The 17,035-nt window shown below is 71.8% G+C and carries 18 protein-coding genes; 15 read left to right on the top strand and 3 right to left on the bottom strand.

Annotated features, from left to right (window positions below; genetic code table 11):
- Positions 1-54 precede the first annotated feature (54 nt).
- The 12 genes from rplT to D6270_RS05040 all read left to right on the top strand — a co-directional run bounded on the left by rplT (position 55) and on the right by D6270_RS05040 (position 12,580).
- A complete protein-coding gene (rplT, locus tag D6270_RS05090; RefSeq protein WP_003970214.1) occupies positions 55-438 on the top strand; it encodes a 50S ribosomal protein L20 in 384 nt (127 codons plus the stop codon).
- 113 nt (positions 439-551) lie between these two features.
- Positions 552-1,397: a TrmH family RNA methyltransferase gene (locus D6270_RS05085; protein WP_109166538.1), complete on the top strand. Its 846-nt coding sequence runs from the start codon at positions 552-554 to the stop codon at positions 1,395-1,397.
- Between the two features lie 172 nt (positions 1,398-1,569).
- Positions 1,570-2,715: a sensor histidine kinase gene (locus D6270_RS05080; protein ID WP_109166539.1), complete on the top strand. Its 1,146-nt coding sequence runs from the start codon at positions 1,570-1,572 to the stop codon at positions 2,713-2,715.
- A gap of 168 nt (positions 2,716-2,883) precedes the next feature.
- A complete protein-coding gene (gene pheS / locus D6270_RS05075; RefSeq protein ID WP_010070207.1) occupies positions 2,884-4,023 on the top strand; it encodes a phenylalanine--tRNA ligase subunit alpha in 1,140 nt (379 codons plus the stop codon).
- On the top strand, positions 4,023-6,536 hold the full coding sequence (pheT, locus tag D6270_RS05070; protein ID WP_109166540.1) for a phenylalanine--tRNA ligase subunit beta: 2,514 nt from the start codon (positions 4,023-4,025) through the stop codon (positions 6,534-6,536). The genes pheS and pheT overlap by 1 nt, the downstream gene beginning before the upstream one ends.
- Before the next feature lie 412 nt (positions 6,537-6,948).
- Positions 6,949-8,298: an NsdA family TPR-like regulatory protein gene (locus tag D6270_RS05065; RefSeq protein ID WP_109166541.1), complete on the top strand. Its 1,350-nt coding sequence runs from the start codon at positions 6,949-6,951 to the stop codon at positions 8,296-8,298.
- A gap of 87 nt (positions 8,299-8,385) precedes the next feature.
- On the top strand, positions 8,386-8,913 hold the full coding sequence (locus tag D6270_RS05060; RefSeq protein WP_109166542.1) for an NUDIX domain-containing protein: 528 nt from the start codon (positions 8,386-8,388) through the stop codon (positions 8,911-8,913).
- 321 nt (positions 8,914-9,234) lie between these two features.
- Positions 9,235-9,543, top strand: coding sequence for a GNAT family N-acetyltransferase (locus D6270_RS05055; RefSeq protein ID WP_109166543.1), 309 nt, complete (start codon positions 9,235-9,237; stop codon positions 9,541-9,543).
- A gap of 157 nt (positions 9,544-9,700) precedes the next feature.
- The gene (locus D6270_RS32800; RefSeq protein WP_225976775.1) at positions 9,701-10,138 is read left to right on the top strand and encodes an alcohol dehydrogenase catalytic domain-containing protein; all 438 of its coding nucleotides are present in this window, start codon (positions 9,701-9,703) and stop codon (positions 10,136-10,138) included.
- Positions 10,024-10,620, top strand: a complete 597-nt coding sequence (locus tag D6270_RS32795) for a zinc-binding dehydrogenase (RefSeq protein WP_225976774.1) — start codon at positions 10,024-10,026, stop codon at positions 10,618-10,620. The genes D6270_RS32800 and D6270_RS32795 overlap by 115 nt, the downstream gene beginning before the upstream one ends.
- A 225-nt stretch (positions 10,621-10,845) precedes the next feature.
- Positions 10,846-11,571 (top strand): flavodoxin family protein, encoded by a 726-nt coding sequence (locus tag D6270_RS05045; RefSeq protein WP_109166545.1) that lies wholly within the window; start codon positions 10,846-10,848, stop codon positions 11,569-11,571.
- Between the two features lie 52 nt (positions 11,572-11,623).
- Positions 11,624-12,580 carry a DUF5996 family protein gene (locus D6270_RS05040; protein WP_109166546.1) on the top strand — a complete coding sequence of 319 codons (957 nt, stop codon included), beginning with the start codon at positions 11,624-11,626 and terminating at the stop codon, positions 12,578-12,580.
- A 225-nt stretch (positions 12,581-12,805) separates the two neighbouring features.
- On the opposite strand, the gene D6270_RS05035 is transcribed toward D6270_RS05040, so the two are convergent.
- Both D6270_RS05035 and D6270_RS05030 read right to left on the bottom strand, forming a co-directional pair.
- Entirely contained in the window at positions 12,806-13,078 is a 273-nt protein-coding gene (locus tag D6270_RS05035) for a nuclear transport factor 2 family protein (RefSeq protein WP_225976773.1), read from the bottom strand.
- Positions 13,075-13,392: a MoaF-related domain-containing protein gene (locus tag D6270_RS05030; protein WP_109166548.1), complete on the bottom strand. Its 318-nt coding sequence runs from the start codon at positions 13,390-13,392 to the stop codon at positions 13,075-13,077. The genes D6270_RS05035 and D6270_RS05030 overlap by 4 nt, the downstream gene beginning before the upstream one ends.
- A 393-nt stretch (positions 13,393-13,785) precedes the next feature.
- On the opposite strand from D6270_RS05030, the gene D6270_RS33910 reads away from it, so the two are divergent.
- Both D6270_RS33910 and D6270_RS05020 read left to right on the top strand, forming a co-directional pair.
- Positions 13,786-14,016: an LLM class flavin-dependent oxidoreductase gene (locus D6270_RS33910; protein WP_382777332.1), complete on the top strand. Its 231-nt coding sequence runs from the start codon at positions 13,786-13,788 to the stop codon at positions 14,014-14,016.
- Between the two features lie 90 nt (positions 14,017-14,106).
- Positions 14,107-14,571, top strand: coding sequence for a MarR family winged helix-turn-helix transcriptional regulator (locus tag D6270_RS05020; RefSeq protein WP_109166549.1), 465 nt, complete (start codon positions 14,107-14,109; stop codon positions 14,569-14,571).
- 81 nt (positions 14,572-14,652) lie between these two features.
- Here D6270_RS05020 and D6270_RS05015 read toward each other — a convergent pair whose 3' ends face one another.
- A complete protein-coding gene (locus D6270_RS05015) occupies positions 14,653-15,510 on the bottom strand; it encodes a 3-hydroxybutyryl-CoA dehydrogenase (RefSeq protein WP_109166550.1) in 858 nt (285 codons plus the stop codon).
- 196 nt (positions 15,511-15,706) lie between these two features.
- Here D6270_RS05015 and D6270_RS05010 point away from each other — a divergent pair, with 196 nt between their 5' ends.
- Entirely contained in the window at positions 15,707-16,978 is a 1,272-nt protein-coding gene (locus D6270_RS05010; protein ID WP_225976772.1) for a glycoside hydrolase family 10-like protein, read from the top strand.
- Positions 16,979-17,035: the final 57 nt, after the last annotated feature.

The following is a 17,035-nucleotide window of genomic DNA, read 5'->3' as shown; positions in this document are numbered from 1 at the left end:
TTCGTTTCCGGGCCGTGTGAGGACACCCACGGCCCCGCTACAAGGAGTTAACAAGTGGCACGCGTCAAGCGGGCAGTCAACGCCCACAAGAAGCGCAGGGCGATCCTCGAGGCCGCCAGCGGCTACCGCGGTCAGCGCTCGCGTCTGTACCGCAAGGCCAAGGAGCAGGTCACCCACTCCCTGGTCTACAACTACAACGACCGCAAGAAGCGCAAGGGCGACTTCCGTCAGCTGTGGATCCAGCGCATCAACGCCGCTGCCCGCCAGAACGGCATGACGTACAACCGCCTCATCCAGGGTCTGAAGGCCGCCAACATCGAGGTGGACCGCAAGATCCTGGCCGAGCTCGCGGTCAACGACGCCAACGCGTTCGCCGCTCTCGTCGAGGTCGCCCAGAAGGCCCTCCCGAGCGACGTCAACGCCCCGAAGGCCGCCTGATCAAGGCGTCACCTTCCAGGTACGTGAACCGGACCCGCAGGCGCACGCCGTCTGCGGGTCCGGTGCGTTGCCGCTGACCCCACCGCCGTACGCAGAGAGGCTCGCCGCCGACCATGGGCACCCCCGAACTGATCTCCCCGCGCTCCCCGCGCGTCGCCGCCGCCCGCCGGCTGGCCCGCCGCACCTTCCGCGGCAAGGAGCGCAGGTTCATCGCCGAGGGGCCCCAGGCCGTACGCGAGGCCGCCGCCCACCGGGGCGGCGACGGCGAGCCGACCCTCCTGGAGCTCTTCGCCACCCCCGAGGCCGCCGACCGGTACGCAGACATCGTCGACGCCGCCCACGCGGCCGGGGCCCGGGTGCACCTGGCCGGCGCCGACGTCCTCGCCGACGTCTCGCAGACCGTCACCCCGCAGGGCCTCATCGGCGTCTGCCGCTTCCTGGACTCCCCGTTCCAGGAGATCCTCGACGCGAAGCCCACCCTGGTGGCGGTTCTGGCCAACGTCCGCGACCCCGGGAACGCCGGTACGGTACTGCGCTGCGCCGACGCGGCCGGTGCCGACGCCGTGGTCCTGACCGACGCCTCGGTGGACCTGTACAACCCCAAGTCCGTACGGGCGTCGGTCGGTTCGCTCTTCCATCTGCCCGTCGCCGTCGGCGTCCCCGTCGACCAGGCCGTGCAGGGGCTCCGGGACGCCGGGGTGCGCATCCTCGCCGCCGACGGGGCCGGGGACGACGACCTGGACGACGAGCTGGACGCGGGCACCATGGGCGGCCCCACCGCCTGGGTCTTCGGCAACGAGGCCTGGGGGCTGCCCGAGGAGACCCGGGCGCTCGCCGACGCCGTCGTCCGCGTCCCGATCCACGGCAAGGCGGAGAGCCTCAACCTGGCCACCGCGGCCGCTGTCTGCCTCTACGCGTCCGCCCGCGCCCAGCGGCCGCGCCACGTCCCCGAGGCGTGACTCCACGCCTCCCGACGGCCCGTCACCGATCGGTCCCGGCCATTCCGCTTTCCCGCCCACCGGCGCACTCCCACCGCGCGCCCCCGCAGGGTGTCGCCGGTTCACCGACGGCTAGTAGGGTGACGAACTCGGGGGCCCACTGCACCGGTTCGAGAGGTGGGGATACGGGATAATGGCTGTCGGCATGAGCTCGCCGCGACCGGCGCACACCGCTGCCGGGAGCGCGGACGGCACCGGCATCGGACACGTGGACGCCCTCTCCACCGGCATCGACCCCGACGACCTGCCCGACGGGCTCGTCGTCGCCGACGAGAGCGGCCGTGTCGTCTGCTTCAACGCGGCGGCCGCCCGCATCACCGCCACCCCCCGCGCCCGCGTGATCGGCCGCCCCCTGGAGCTGGCCCTCCCGCTGGAGGACCTCAAGGGCAAGCGCTGGTGGCCGCTGACCGACCCGTACGGCGGTCTGGCCACCCGTAACGGGCAGCCCGAGCGTAACCTCCTGCTGCCCGGCGGCCGTGAGGTCCTGGTCTCCGCCCGTTACGTACGCGAGCACCCGCTCGGTCCGGTGCGCCGGGTCGTCGTCTCGCTGCGCGGCACCGAGGCCCGGCGGCGTACCGAACGCAGCCACGCCGAGCTGATCGCCACCGTCGCCCACGAGCTGCGCTCCCCGCTGACCTCGGTGAAAGGGTTCACCGCCACCCTGCTCGCCAAGTGGGAGCGCTTCACCGACGACCAGAAGCGGCTGATGCTGGAGACCGTCGACGCCGATGCCGGCCGGGTCACCCGGCTCATCGCCGAGCTGCTGGACATCTCCCGGATCGACTCCGGCCGGCTGGAGCTGCGCCGCCAGCCGGTCGACATCACCGCCGCCGTCGCCCGCCACATCCAGGCGCTGATCACGGGCGGCCAGGCCGTCGACCGATTCCTCGTCCGCACCCGGGGACCGCTGCCCGATCTGTGGGCCGATCCCGACAAGATCGACCAGGTCCTCGGGAACCTCCTGGAAAACGCGGTGCGCCACGGCGAGGGAACCGTCACGATCGAGATCGCCCCCGCACCCGCGCCGGGCGGCTGCGACGAGATGGGAACGGCTGTGACCGTGAGCGACGAAGGCCCCGGCATCCCCGAGGAGTCGATGGGCCGTGTCTTCACCCGCTTCTGGCGGGGGAGCAAGCGCGGCGGCACGGGCCTGGGCCTCTACATCGTCAAGGGCATCGTCGAGGCGCACGGCGGCACGATCACCGTGGACCGGGGGCCCGGCGGCGGGGCCGAGTTCCGATTTATTCTGCCGGTGAGCATGCCCGCCTATCTGAAGTAGAGGGGTTTGCGTAGCAATCAGGCAGGGTGGTGGTGGGCGACGGGAGGGCTGAGCGGCCCACGGGCGCCCCGACCGTCCTGCGGCCCTTAGACTCGGTCTTTGGCACCTTTGCGTCCTGCGGTCGTCGAGCCGGGTCGCGCCACCAGCCAATCGGAAGCACGGGAAGAGATGTCGGCACCGAACAAGTCGTACGACCCAGTCGAGGTCGAGGCACTGAAACCGGAAGAGATCGAGCGCATGCGGGACGAGGCGTTCGCCGCCTTCGCCGCCGCCGGCGACCTCGACGCGCTCGCCCAGGCGAAGACCGCGCACACCGGAGGTACCTCGCCCCTGTCGCTCGCCAACCGCGAGATCGGCGCCCTGCCCCCGCAGGCCAAGGCCGAGGCGGGCAAGCGCGTGGGCCAGGCCCGCGGCGCCGTCTCCAAGGCCCTGGCCGCCCGCCAGGCCGAGCTGGAGGCCGAGCGCGACGCCCGGGTGCTCGTCGAGGAGGCCGTGGACGTCACACTGCCCTACGACCGCACCCCGGCCGGCGCCCGCCACCCGCTGACGACCATCATGGAGCGCGTCGCGGACGTCTTCGTGGCCATGGGCTACGAGATCGCCGAGGGCCCCGAGGTCGAGGCGGAGTGGTTCAACTTCGACGCCCTGAACTTCGTGCCCGACCACCCGGCCCGGCAGATGCAGGACACCTTCTTCGTCCAGGGCACCACGCCCGACGGCAAGGCGACCGAGGGCGACGAGTCCGGTGTCGTACTGCGTACGCACACCTCGCCCGTCCAGGCCCGCTCGCTCCTGGAGCGCAAGCCGCCCGTCTACGTGGTCTGCCCCGGCCGGGTCTACCGCACCGACGAGCTGGACGCCACGCACACCCCGGTCTTCCACCAGATCGAGCTGCTCGCCGTCGACGAGGGCCTCACCATGGCCGACCTCAAGGGCACCCTGGACCACATGGTCCAGGCGCTCTTCGGGCCGGACATGAAGACGCGGCTGCGACCGAACTTCTTCCCGTTCACCGAGCCGTCCGCCGAGATGGACATGGTCTGCTACGTCTGCCGCGGCGAGTCCGTCGGCAACCCGGACCGACCCTGCCGCACCTGCGGCAGCGAGGGCTGGATCGAGCTGGGCGGCTGCGGCATGGTCAACCCCAAGGTGCTCACCGCCTGCGGTGTCGACCCCCAGAAGTACAGCGGATTCGCCTTCGGGTTCGGCATCGAGCGGATGCTGATGTTCCGCCACAACGTCGAAGACATGCGAGACATGGTCGAGGGTGACGTCCGGTTCACCCGGCCGTTCGGGATGGAGATCTGATGCGCGTCCCGCTTTCCTGGCTGCGGGAGTACGTCGACCTGCCGGCGACGGAGACCGGCCGTGACGTACAGGCCAAGCTCGTCTCCGTGGGCCTGGAGGTCGAGACCGTCGAGCAGATCGGCGCGGGCCTCAAGGGCCCCCTGGTCGTCGGCAAGGTCCTGACCATCGAGGAGCTGGAGGGGTTCAAGAAGCCCATCCGCTTCTGCACGGTCGACGTCGGCACCGCCAACGGCACCGGCGAACCGCAGGAGATCGTCTGCGGCGCCCGTAACTTCTCGGTCGGCGACAAGGTCGTCGTGGTCCTCCCGGGCGCGGTCCTGCCCGGCGACTTCGCGATCGCCGCCCGCAAGACGTACGGCAAGACCTCGCACGGCATGATCTGCTCCACCGACGAGCTGGGCATGGGCGACGACGGCACGCACGGCATCATCGTGCTGCCGCCCGAGCACGAGGTCGGCACCGACGCGATCGAGCTGCTCCAGCTCGTCGACGAGGTCCTCGACATCGCCGTCACCCCCGACCGGGGCTACTGCCTCTCCATGCGCGGCGTCGCCCGTGAGACCGCCATCGCGTACGGGCTGCCGCTGCGCGACCCGGCGCTGCTGGACGTGCCCGCGCCCAACGCGTACGGCTACCCGGTCCAGATCTCCGACCCGATCGGCTGCGACCGCTTCACCGCCCGCACCGTGACCGGTCTCCAGCCCGAGGCCCGCTCCCCGATCTGGATGCAGCGCCGCCTCCAGAAGGCCGGGATGCGGACCATCTCGCTGGCCGTCGACATCACCAACTACGTGATGCTGGAGATCGGCCAGCCGCTGCACGCCTACGACCGCAACCGGGTCGACGGGCCGATCGGCGTGCGCCGCGCCACCCAGGGCGAGAAGCTCACCACGCTGGACGGCACCGTCCGCGTGCTGGACGCCGATGACCTGGTCATCACCGACAACCGCGGCCCGATCGGCCTCGCGGGCGTCATGGGCGGCGCCAACACCGAGATCGCCGACGCGGACGGCGAGCACGCGCTCACCACCGAGGTCGTCATCGAGGCCGCGCACTTCGACGCGATCTCGATCGCCCGCACCGCGCGCCGCCACAAGCTCTCCTCCGAGGCGTCCAAGCGCTTCGAGCGCGGTGTCGACCCGCAGGCCGCCGCCGCTGCCGCGCAGCGCACGGTGGACCTGCTGGTCCTCCTCGCGGGCGGCACCGCCGAGGCCGGGGTCACCGAGATCACCTCGCCGCACGCCCCGCGCACCATCGCCATGCCGGCGAACCACCCGGACAAGGTGGCCGGTGTGGAGTACGGGCGCGAGACCGTCGTCCGCCGCCTCCAGCAGGTCGGCTGCGACGTCTACGGGCAGGACGAGCTGATCGTCACCGTCCCGTCCTGGCGGCCCGACCTGAACGAGCCGAACGACCTGGCCGAAGAGGTCATCCGCCTGGAGGGCTACGAGAACCTGCCCTCCACCCTGCCGACGCCCCCCTCCGGCCGCGGCCTCACCGACCGCCAGCGGCTGCACCGCCGCATCGGCCGGGTGCTGGCCGCAGCCGGATACGTCGAGGCGCTGAGCTACCCGTTCACGGGCGACGCGGTCCTGGACCAGCTCGGCCTGGCGGCGGACGACGCCCGTCGCCGTACGGTCAAGCTCGTCAACCCGCTCTCCGACGAGGAGCCGGCGCTGCGCACCACGCTGCTGCCGGGCCTCCTCGGCGCACTGCGGCGCAACGACGGCCGGGGCAGCCACGACCTGGCCCTCTTCGAGACGGGTCTCGTCTTCCGGCCGACCGGCGAGGAGACGCAGGCCGTCCGGCTGCCCGTCGACCGCCGTCCCACCGACGAGGAGATCGCCGGACTGAACGCGGCCCTGCCGCGTCAGCCGCGCCGCGCCGCCGTCGTCCTCGCGGGCGCCCGCGAGCAGGCCGGCTGGTGGGGCAGGGGCACCCCGGCGACCTGGGCGGACGCCGTCGAGGCCGCCCGGTCCATCGCGGCCGAGGCCGGTGTGGAGGTCACCGTCCACGCCGGCCAGCACGCCCCGTGGCACCCGGGCCGCTGCGCCGCGCTGTACGTCACCGTGAACGGCGAGGAGACCCTCTTCGGACATGCGGGCGAACTCCACCCGCGCGTCATCAAGGCGCTCCACCTGCCCGAGCGGACCTGCGCCGCCGAGGTCGAGCTGGACGTCCTGGAGCGGGCCGTCGACGGAGCGCTCCAGGCGCCCAGGATCTCCACCTTCCCGGTGGCGACCCAGGACGTGGCGCTCGTCGTCGCCGGGGACGTCCCGGCCGCCGACGTGGAGCGGGCGCTGCGCGAGGGCGCGGGTGAACTCCTCGAATCGCTGCGGCTGTTCGACGTCTTCACCGGGGAGCAGATCGGCGAGGGCAACAAGTCCCTGGCGTACGCGCTCCGCTTCCGCGCCGCCGACCGCACGCTGACCGTGGAGGAGGCCTCGGCCGCCCGCGACAGCGCGGTGGCCCTGGCCGCCGAGCGTACGGGCGCGGTGCTGCGCGGCGCGTAGCACGCCCAGGGCGTTGAGAAGGGGCGTATCCGGCCACCGGATACGCCCCTTCTCCGTCCCGCCGGGCGGAGGGACCGCACGCGGACCGGACACGGAACCGGGAGGAAGCGCGGTTCCGGGCCCCGACCCGCAGCCACCCTCCTTCGTCGTTGGGCAGTGGGTCGTGCGATCCGGCGCCCGTCCGCACGGCCACGGAGCGTCGGGCAGGCCGGCGGTGCGGACGGACGCGGGTGCGGGTCGTCAACCGTTACGAGGGGGAGCCGACGACCCGGCCGCCTCTTGCGAGGAACTCATTCAACCGAGCCCCACCCCGGCGTGGCAGGGTGCGCAGCCCGACGGTTCGGGCATTCCGTTCACACCCCGTGTGAAACGTGCTGGACTAGGCTCATTGCGCCACGCACCTGGGGGGACCATGGAGCCGAATGTCCTGCTCGAATCCCTGATCGACGAGGCCGGGATGTCCCGGGCGGGGCTCGCCGGTCACGTCAACCGGGCGGGCCGGACGCGGGGCCTGACCCTGCGGTACGAACACACGGCGGTCTCCCGCTGGCTGAAGGGTCAGCGCCCGCGCGGCCAGGTGCCGGACCTGATCTGCGAGGTGCTGGGCGGCCGGCTCGGCCGCCCGGTCGCGCTGGACGACATCGGCATGGGCGTCTTCGGCGGTTACGGCACCGAGAGCGCACCGCACAGCGCCTCCCTCTCCGGCTTCGTCGACCGGGCCACGGCGCTCTGGCGCTCGGACGAACAGCAGCGCCCCCACCTGGCCACGGTCCCCGCCGTCACCGGCACCACGGCGGTGATGCCGGTCTGGGAGTGGGAGAACCCGCCGGAGGACACCGACGTCTCCCGCCCGGGCCCCGGCCGGGTCAGCGCGGCCGACATAGAGACACTACGGTCGGCCCGCGACCACTACGAGCAGATGTACCGCAAGGCGGGCGGCATCGCGACCAGGCCCCGGATCGTCCGCTTCCTCAACGCCGAGGCCGCGCCCCTGCTGCGCGGCGGCTACAGCGACGCGCTCGGCCGCCGGCTGCACCGGGCGACGGCCGCGCTGGTGGCGGTGGCCGGCATCTGCGCGTACGACTCCGACGCCCACGGCCTGGCCCAGCGCTACTTCCACCAGGCGCTGCGGCTCGCCAAGTCCAGCGGTGACCGGGCGCTGGGCGGCTATGTGATCGCCCTGCTGACCACCCAGTCCCTCTTCCTCGGCGACCACCGCCGCTCCATCGCCTTCGCCGAGGCCGCGCTGCGGGCCGCCGGGGACCACATCACCCCGGCGCTCGCCGCCGACCTCCACGCCATGCAGGCCAAGGCGTACGCCCACCTCGGCGACGCGGCGGCGGCCCGGGCCTCCATCGGGCGGGCCGAGGCGCAGGCGGGCCGGATCCACACCGGGCGCGAGCCGGACGAGACCGGGTACGTCCAGCCGGGCCTGGTCGACGTCCAGGTGGCGGAGGCGCTGCTCAGCCTCGGCGATCTGCCGGCGGCGCGGGAGCACGCGGCCTCCGCGGTGCGCGCCCCGGCGCACGACCGGGGGCGCGTGCACCGCCTGGCGATGCTCAGCCATATCGAACTGCTCCAGGGCGAGCCGGACCGGGCGGCCAGCACCGCGGCCGAAATGGCCGAGCGCGCCCGGGGCATGGAGTCCCAGCGGCTGCGCGACCGGCTACGCCAGGTGCGGCGGGAGCTGGCGGAGAGCGGCTGCGCCGACGCCGTACAGACGGCCGATGTGATCGGCGGGGCGCTGCGCGTGCCTCTGTGAGCTCCGCCGCGCTCCCGCCGCTCGTTCCGCTTCGCGGCCGACCCTGCTGGCATGTTGCCCCCCAACATGTCGAAAGGCGGCAGAACCGTGCAGTGGACGAACTTAAACGAACAGAATGTGTATCAGAACCGCTGGTTCCGGGTGAACCTCGCGGACGTGGAGCTGCCCGACGGCAGCCACCTCGACCACTACGTCATCCGGCTGCGGCCCGTCGCCGCGGCCACCGTCGTCAACGCGGCGGACGAGGTGCTGCTGATCTGGCGCCACCGGTTCATCACCGACAGCTGGGGGTGGGAGCTGGCCGCCGGGGTCGTCGAGGACGGCGAGGACATCGCGGCGGCTGCGGCCCGCGAGATGGAGGAGGAGACCGGCTGGCGTCCGGGCCCGCTGCGCCCGCTGCTCACCGTGGAGCCCGCCAACGGCCTCACCGACGCCCGCCACCACCTCTACTGGGCGGAGGAGGCGCGGTACACGGGCCCGCCGCAGGACGCCTTCGAGTCCTCACGCCGTGAGTGGATACCGCTGAAGCTCATCCCGGACATGATCGCCCGGGGCGAGGTGCCGGCGGCGAACATGGCGGCGGCGCTGCTGATGCTGCACCACCTGCGCCTCTGAGCGGCTCCGTACGCACGAGGAGCCGGCCCCGGTGTGTCCGGGACCGGCTCCAGGCAAGCGAGAGCGGCGCCGCCTGACCCCCTCGCCGACGGCCGTTCCGGCCGAGAGGGATGAGGCCTGGGGCGCATAGGGCTTCGAGGGCTCGGCGTGACGGTTCTGACGGATGGGCAGAGCTCGACCGGGTCGGCAGGTGCGTGGATCATCCCCGCGTGCCGGACGGGTCCGCCACAAGTTGATACATCAACTGTCTGGGGTTAGGGTGAGGCCATGGCCGACGGAGACCCGTCGTCCCGATCGTGAGCAGGCCCGCAAGGAGGAGACATGGCGGTCGAAGTGAGCGACGTGCCCCAGGCGAACCGCTACGAGGCCCGCGTCGACGGTGAGGCCGAGCCGGCGGGCTTCGCGCAGTACATCCGTACGGCGGAGCTCATCGCCTTCGTGCACACCGTGGTCGAGCCGGCCTACGAGGGCAGGGGAGTGGGGTCCGCGCTGGCCCGGACCGCCCTGGACGAGGCGCGGGCGGCGGACCTGCGGGTCCTGGCCACCTGCCCCTTCTTCGCGGGCTGGATCGCCCGGCACCCCGAGTACCAGGAGCTGCTCTACCAGTCCCGCAGCAAGGTCAGCGACTGAGGAACCGGCCCGGGGGCGGGACGGCGGTACGAGCCGCGCGTCCGAGCGGAACGGGAGGATCCGCGGTGGGCCCCGGTGCGGCCCTGCGGGACGCCGCGGCGGGTGTCGCGGCCGAGCCCGCCGTCCCACGTACCACCCGAGAGGCGGAGTCGATCACATGTCCCTCGCAGTGCGGTTCTCCGAGTACGGCACCCCCGATGTGCTGCGCGTCGTCGATGTCCCCCCGCTCACGGCGGGCCCGGGACAGGTGCGGCTCGCGGTGCGGGCCGCAGGCGTCAACCCGGTCGACTGGAAGATCCTTTCCGGTGGGATGCGCCGGATGATGCCCCTCGACCTTCCGGGCGGCCTCGGCTCCGATGTGGCCGGAGTGGTCGACCAGGTCGGCGAAGGCGTGACCGCCTTCGCCGTCGGTGACGAGGTGCTGGGGGCCTCTGTGACCCTTCCTACGCCCGGTCGGCGCTCGCCGACCCCGCCGCCCTGGTGGCCCGGCCCGCCTCCGTTCCCTGGGAGGTCGCCGCGACTCTGGCCGGTACCGGGATCACCGCCTGGCAGGTTCTCGACGAGCTCCAGGTCGCCGAGGGGGAGACGCTGCTGATCCACGCCGCGGCCGGTGGCGTGGGGACGTTCGCCGGCCAGGTGGCCCTCGCGCGCGGCGCCCGGGTCATCGGCACGGCGGGCCAACGCAACCATGAGCTCCTCCGCTCCTTCGGCGTCGAGCCGGTCACCTACGGCACGGGTCTCGTCGACCGGGTACGCGCCGTCTCCCCCCGAGGGGTCGACGCGGTCCTCGACGCCTCGGGCCGTGGTGAGATCCCGGATTCGATCGAGCTCGCCGGCGGTCCGGAGCGCGTTCTCTCCCTGGTTGCCTTCGACGCCGCGGACACCGGAATCCGGATCCACGCCACCGAGCCGGGAGCCGGGGGGTCCGAGGCGCTGGGCGGCATCCTCGACCTCATCGGGGAAGGGCGGCTGCGGGTGCCCGTCGCGGGCACCTACCCCCTGGAGAGGGCCGCCGAGGCGCTGGCGGTGAGCCGGGCGGGGCATCTGAGCGGCAAGCTCGTCGTCGTACCGGCGTAGGGCAGGTCCGGGCGGGGCGCCGCTCCGTTCGGGAAAAGGGGCGCGGCACCTCGCCGTGTCGCCGTCCCGGCCGTCCTCGGAGCGGTTTGTCTTTCCCCGTACGGACCCCGGTGAGCCGGGCGCTCCCGTCTCCACATGCACCACCAGCCGCCGTACCGCCCTCCCGGACACGCACCGTCGGTCCGCCGGGCCGACCGCACCCGACAGCCGGAAAGGACCATCACGATGGACGCTCCCGTGACCGAGAAGCCCGACTTCTCCGGGCTGAGCGCGATGTACATCAACTGCACCCTGAAGCGGTCTCCCGAACTCAGCCACACCCAGGGCGTGATCGACCGCAGCGTTGCCATCATGGAAGCCAACGGCGTGAGCGTCGACCAGATCCGCGCCGTCGACCACGACATCGCCACCGGCGTCCGCCCGGACATGACCGAGCACGGCTGGAACACCGACGAGTGGCCCGCGCTCCTCCGCCGGGTCCTCGCCGCCGACATCCTGGTCATCGGAGGGTCGATCTGGCTCGGTGACAACAGTTCCGTCACCCGGCGGGTGATCGAACGGCTCTACGGCTACTCCGGCGTCCTCAACGAACAGGGACAGTACGCCTACTACGGGCGGGTCGGCGGCTGTCTGCTCACGGGCAACGAGGACGGCCTCAAACACTGCGCCATGAACATCCTCTACAGCCTCCAGCACATCGGTTACACCATCCCGCCCCAGGCCGACGCCGGCTGGCTGGGCGAGGTCGGTCCGGGCCCGTCCTACCTCGACGAGGGGTCCGGCGGACCGGAGAACGACTTCACCAACCGGAACGTCTCGTTCATGACGTACAACCTCCTCCACGCCGCGGCCATGATCCGCGACTCCGGAGGCATCCCCGCCTACGGGAACCAGCGCTCGGCCTGGGACGCCGGCTGCCGCCCCGACCACGCCAACCCCGAGTACCGCTGACCCCGAGTACCGCTGACCCCTTTCGAAGGCCCTACCGAGGATGTGAGACGCGATGACCGCACAAGCCGCCACGAACTGGCCGATCCTGAGAGTCGCCGACTGGACCGCGACCCGCGACACCCTGCACATGTGGACCCAGATCGTGGGCAAGATCCGCATGGCCCACGCCCCCATGGTCAACCACTGGTGGCAGGTCACGCTGTACGTGAGCCCCCGTGGCCTGACCACGTCGACCATCCCGTACCGCTCCGGGGCGTTCGAGATCGAGTTCGACTTCGTCGGCCACCGGCTCGAGGTCCGCAGCAGCGACGGCGGCGCGGCGGGCTTCCCGCTCCGGCCCATGGCGGTGGCCGAGTTCTACGCCCAGGTGCTGCACACACTCGGCACCCTCGGGATCGAGGCGCCGATCCATCCGCACCCCAACGAGGTCGAGCCGGCGATCCCCTTCGCCGAGGACCGCGAGCACGCCTCCTACGACGCCGAGGCGGCGAACCTGTTCTGGCGCCAACTGCTCCAGGCGAACCGGGTGATGGGCGAGTTCCGGTCGCACTTCATCGGCAAGGTCAGCCCGGTGCACTTCTTCTGGGGCGCGATGGATCTCGCCTGCACCCGCTTCTCCGGCCGCGAGGCGCCGCCGCACCCCGGTGGCGCACCGAACTGCGGGGACTGGGTCATGGTCGAGGGCTACTCCCGCGAGCTGTCCAGCTGCGGATTCTGGCCCGGCGGCGGTGAGGAAGGGGCCTTCTACGCCTACGCCTACCCTGAGCCCGACGGGTTCGCCGACCACCCGGTCGGCCCCGAAGGCGCCTATTTCAGCTCCGAGTTCAAGCAGTTCCTGCTGCCCTACGAAGCCGCCCGCTCGGCGCCGGACCCCGACCGTGCGGTCAGCGAGTTCCTGCACACCACCTACGAGGCCGCCGCGGTGCACGGGAAGTGGGACCGGGCGGCGCTGGAGGACGACCCCTTCCGGTGGGACGGGACCTCCACACCGCGCTGGTCGCCCACGTAACCCCAAGCCTTCCGGACGGTGCCGGGCAGCCCGGCGGCCTCCTTCCGCCCCGTCGCTCTCCGTGGGGCGGAAGGAGGCCGGACGGTCACCGAGAACCACGGCGGCCGGGCGGAAGGGATCAGACCATGCTGTTGCCGCTGGCTGTCTCTTCGGGCCGGACGAGCTCCTGGACCACGTCCCAGTGCTCCACGATGCGCCCCTCCTCCAGGCGGAAGATGTCGACGATCACCGTGGGCCGGGACCCCAGCCGTGCACGAGGCTGTGGGTGAAGACCAGATCGCCCTGCGCGGCCACGCGCTGCGGTTCCCAGGAGAACCCTTCAAGGCCGGGCACGGCGGCGCGGAGCGTGCCGAGCCCGTCGGGCATCTGGGGGCTGTGCTGCACGTAGGGCTCGGCCCAGTAGCGGTCGAGTGCGGTGAGGTCCTTCTCGACGAAGAGTTCGCGCATCGCGGTGGTGACGGTCCCGATGTTGCGCCGGGCCTGGTCGTCGTCCTTCATGCGCCTGCCTCCTTGATGGTTCCGACGAAGTTGTGGAGGACGCCGTCGACGGTGACGTTGGAGTACACCGTGGCGTTCGCGAAGTCCTCCAGGTGCGTCACGGTGGCCCCGCTGCTCTCGGTCCAGGAGTTCAGATAGAGGCCCTCCCGGATCTCCCTGAGGTCGAGTCGCACGGTCTCGGTGTGGCCGTCGGGTGCGAGCCCTCCGCCCTCCTCCACCACGAAACTGCCCTGAGACGCCGAGTCGAAGGTGAAGTCCACCTTGAGAGGCCCGATGTCGAACCGGAAGCTCTTGCCGACCAGGGGGTGGGACATGGCGGTTCCCTTCTTCGCCTGCACCGTACTTTTGTTGATATGTAAACAATAAAACGGCAAGGTTGATGTGTCAACTAACTGCTCCGGGGTGGTCGGGCGCCCGTGATCGCGCGGACCCCGCCGGCCCCGCCACGCTGCTGCCCAGGGGTGTGCGATCTCGCGCCGACAGGCCATGAGCAGGGAAGGAAGGCCCGCGATGGACGCTGCGCACATCGCATGCGGAATCGACAGCTTCGGCGACCTGCCCCGGGACGGGCGGGGGGAGGTCGGCACGCACGCTGAAGCGATCCGTGCGGCGGTGACCGAGGCGGTCCTGGCCGACGAGGTCGGTATCGACGTGGTCGCGCTGGGGGAGCACCGCCCCCCGAGTTCCCCATCTCCAGCCCCGAGACCGTGCTCGCGGGCATCGCGACCGTCACCGAGCGCATCCGGCTCGCGTCGGGTGTCACGGTGCTGTCCTCGGACGACCCGGTGCGCGTGTTCCAGCGGTTCGCCGCGGTCGGTGCGCTGTCCGGCGGGCGCCCCGAGGTGATTCTCGGACGCGGCTCGTTCACCGAGTCCTTCCCGTTGTCCGGGTACGGCCTGAAGGACTACGAGCCCGCAAGCCCGGGGCGGCCTGGCTGAGCGCGTGCGCCCGGCTGTCCCGGCCCGTCGACGCCGCGGAGCGCGGGGAGCGGCCGGGGGAGGCGTCGACGACCTCGATACGCTTGGTCCATGAACGCGACACCGCGCTGGCTGACCCCGGAGGAGCAGGCCGCCTGGGACGGTTTCATCCGCATGCAGGAGAAACTCATCGGGCGTCTCTCCCGTTACGTCCAGGCCGACTCCGGCATGTCGGCCGCCGACTTCATCGTGCTGGCCAAGCTCACCGAGGCCGGTGGACGGATGCGCTTCATGGACCTCACCAAGCTGGTGGAGTGGGAGAAGAGCCGGATGTCCCACCAGGTGGGGCGTATGGCGAGGCGAGGGCTGGTGGGCAAGGAGGAGTGCCCCGACGACGGACGGGGGTCCTTCGTCGTCGCCACCCCGGCCGGATACCAGGCCATCGAGGAGGCCGCGCCCGTGCACGTCGAACATGTGCGACGGCTGTTCATCGAGGCCCTGGCCGAGGACGAGTTGGCCGCACTCACCAAGATTTCGGGCCGGGTCATCGCCCACCTGGAGAAGCAGGCCGACTGAGGCGCAGAGGCCTTCGCCCACCGTGCGGTGACCTGCCCGGCGGGGCCGGCCGCAGGGGCGCCGACCCCGCCGGTGGGACGGTCAGTAGGCGTAGAAGCCCGATCCGGTCTTCCGGCCGAGGCGCCCCGCGTCGACCATCCGCTGGAGCAGCGGGGGAGCGGCGTACAGCGGCTCCTTGTACTCCGCGTACATCGAATCCGCGACCGAGGCGACGGTGTCCAGGCCGATCAGGTCCGCGAGCTTCAGCGGGCCCATCGGGTGGGCGCAGCCCATCTCCATGCCGTTGTCGATGTCCTCGCGGCTCGCGATGCCCGACTCGAACATCCGGATCGCCGAAAGCAGATACGGGATCAGCAGCGCGTTGACGACGAAGCCGGACCGGTCCTGGGCGCGGATCGGGTGCTTGCCCAGCACGTCCTGCACGACGGCCTCGGCGCGCGCGATCGTCTCGTCCGACGTGGTCAGCGCCGGGATCAGCTCCACCAGCTTCTGGACGGGCGCCGGGTTGAAGAAGTGGATGCCGATGACCCGGTCCGGACGCGAGGTCGCCACGGCCAGCTTCACCAGCGGGATGGAGGAGGTGTTGGAGGCGAGGATCGCGTCCTGCCGGACCACCACCTGGTCCAGGACCTGGAAGATCTCCGTCTTGACCTGCTCGTTCTCCACGACGGCCTCGATGACGAGGTCGCGGTCGGCGAACTCCCCGAGATCGGTGGTGAAGCTCAGCCGGCCGAGGGTCTCGTCCCGCTCCTGCTCGGTGATCTTGCCGCGTTCGGCGGCCTTCGAGAGGGAGTTGTGCAGCCGGGTGCGGCCGATCTCCAGCGCCTCACCGGTGGTCTCGGCGACCTTCACCTCGAGGCCGCTGCGCGCGCACACCTCCGCGATACCTGCGCCCATCTGGCCACAGCCGACCACCCCGACGCGTGCAATGTCGGCCATAGAGTCCGTCACCTCGTGCCTTTCGCTGTACTCCGCAGTGCAGGATCCCGTCTGGTTCCGGTGCCCGCCTCGACCCCATGACGTTACTCCGCGAGCCCACCCCGGTGACCTGCGGGTCATACGGCTACGGAAGGGCATCATCCTGTTACGTGGAGCGAGGGGGGTGATGGCCGACGTGAAGGGACGAGTGTGGCGTATGCGACGTACAGGGATGACCCGGAGGGCGCTGGTGGTCGGTGCGGCCGGACTGCTGGCGGCGGTGACGACGGGGAGTGACGCGGTGGCCGCGCGGACGAGCCGGGCCGTACGGGGAGGAGGCGGCGGCGAGGACCTCTTCGCGCGGGGTGAGCTGCGCGGCGTGTGGATCGCCACGGTCGCCAACCTGGACTGGCCCTCGAAGGCGGGCCTGACGGCGGCGGCCCAGCGGACGGAACTGATCGCCCACCTGGACCGGGCCGTCCGGCTGCGGCTCAACGCGGTGGTGCTCCAGGTCCGCCCCACGGCGGACGCCCTGTGGCCCTCCCCGCACGAACCGTGGGCCGACTGCCTCACCGGGGTCCAGGGCCAGGACCCGGGCTGGGACCCGCTCGCCACCGCTGTTCGCGAGGCGCACGACCGGGGCCTGGAGCTGCACGCCTGGTTCAACCCGTACCGGGTGGCGAACCACACGGACCCCACCCGCCTCGCCGCCTCCCACCCGGCCCGGCGCAACCCCGGCTGGGTCCTGCCGTACGGCGGGAAGCTCTACTACAACCCTGGCCTGCCGGAGGTCCGCCGCTTCGTCCAGGACGCCATGCTGGACGCCGTCCGCCGCTACGAGATCGACGCGGTGCACTGGGACGACTACTTCTACCCGTACCCGGTGGCGGGCCAGGAGTTCAAGGATGACGCCGCCTACGCCCGGTACGGCTCCGGCTTCCCGGACAAGGCCGCCTGGCGCCGCGACAACGTGGACCGGCTGGTGCGCGAGATGGGCGAGCGGATCCGGGAGACCCGGCAGGGCGTCCGGTTCGGCATCAGCCCGTTCGCCGTCTGGCGCAACAAGACCACCGACCCGCTCGGCTCCGACACCCGGGCGGGCGTCGAGACCTACGACGACCTGCACGCCGACACCCGTAAGTGGGTCAAGCAAGGCTGGATCGACTACATCGCCCCGCAGATCTACTGGCACATCGGCCTGGCGGCCGCCGACTACGCCAAGGTCCTCGCCTGGTGGGCCGCGACCGTACGGGGCACAGGCGTCGGCCTGTACGTCGGGGAGGCGCTGTACAAGGCCGGTGACCCCGCCCAGCCAGCCGCCTGGCAGGACCCGGCGGAACTCTCCCGCCACCTCACCCTCGCCCGCGACCACGAGGAGGCGGGAGGCCACATCTTCTTCTCCGCCAAGCATGTGGCGGCGGACCGGATCGGCGCGATGGCGCGGGTGGTCGCCGACCACTACCAGGACGTGGCCCGCGCGCCACGCTGACCCGCGCCGGTGAGGGGCCGGGGCCGCTCGGACCCCGGCCCTCTCTACTGCGGCTGC

The sequence above is a fragment of the Streptomyces griseus subsp. griseus genome, from assembly GCF_003610995.1.
In the GTDB taxonomy this organism is placed as follows: Bacteria; Actinomycetota; Actinomycetes; order Streptomycetales; family Streptomycetaceae; genus Streptomyces.
This window is presented reverse-complemented; position numbering and strand designations above follow the sequence as displayed.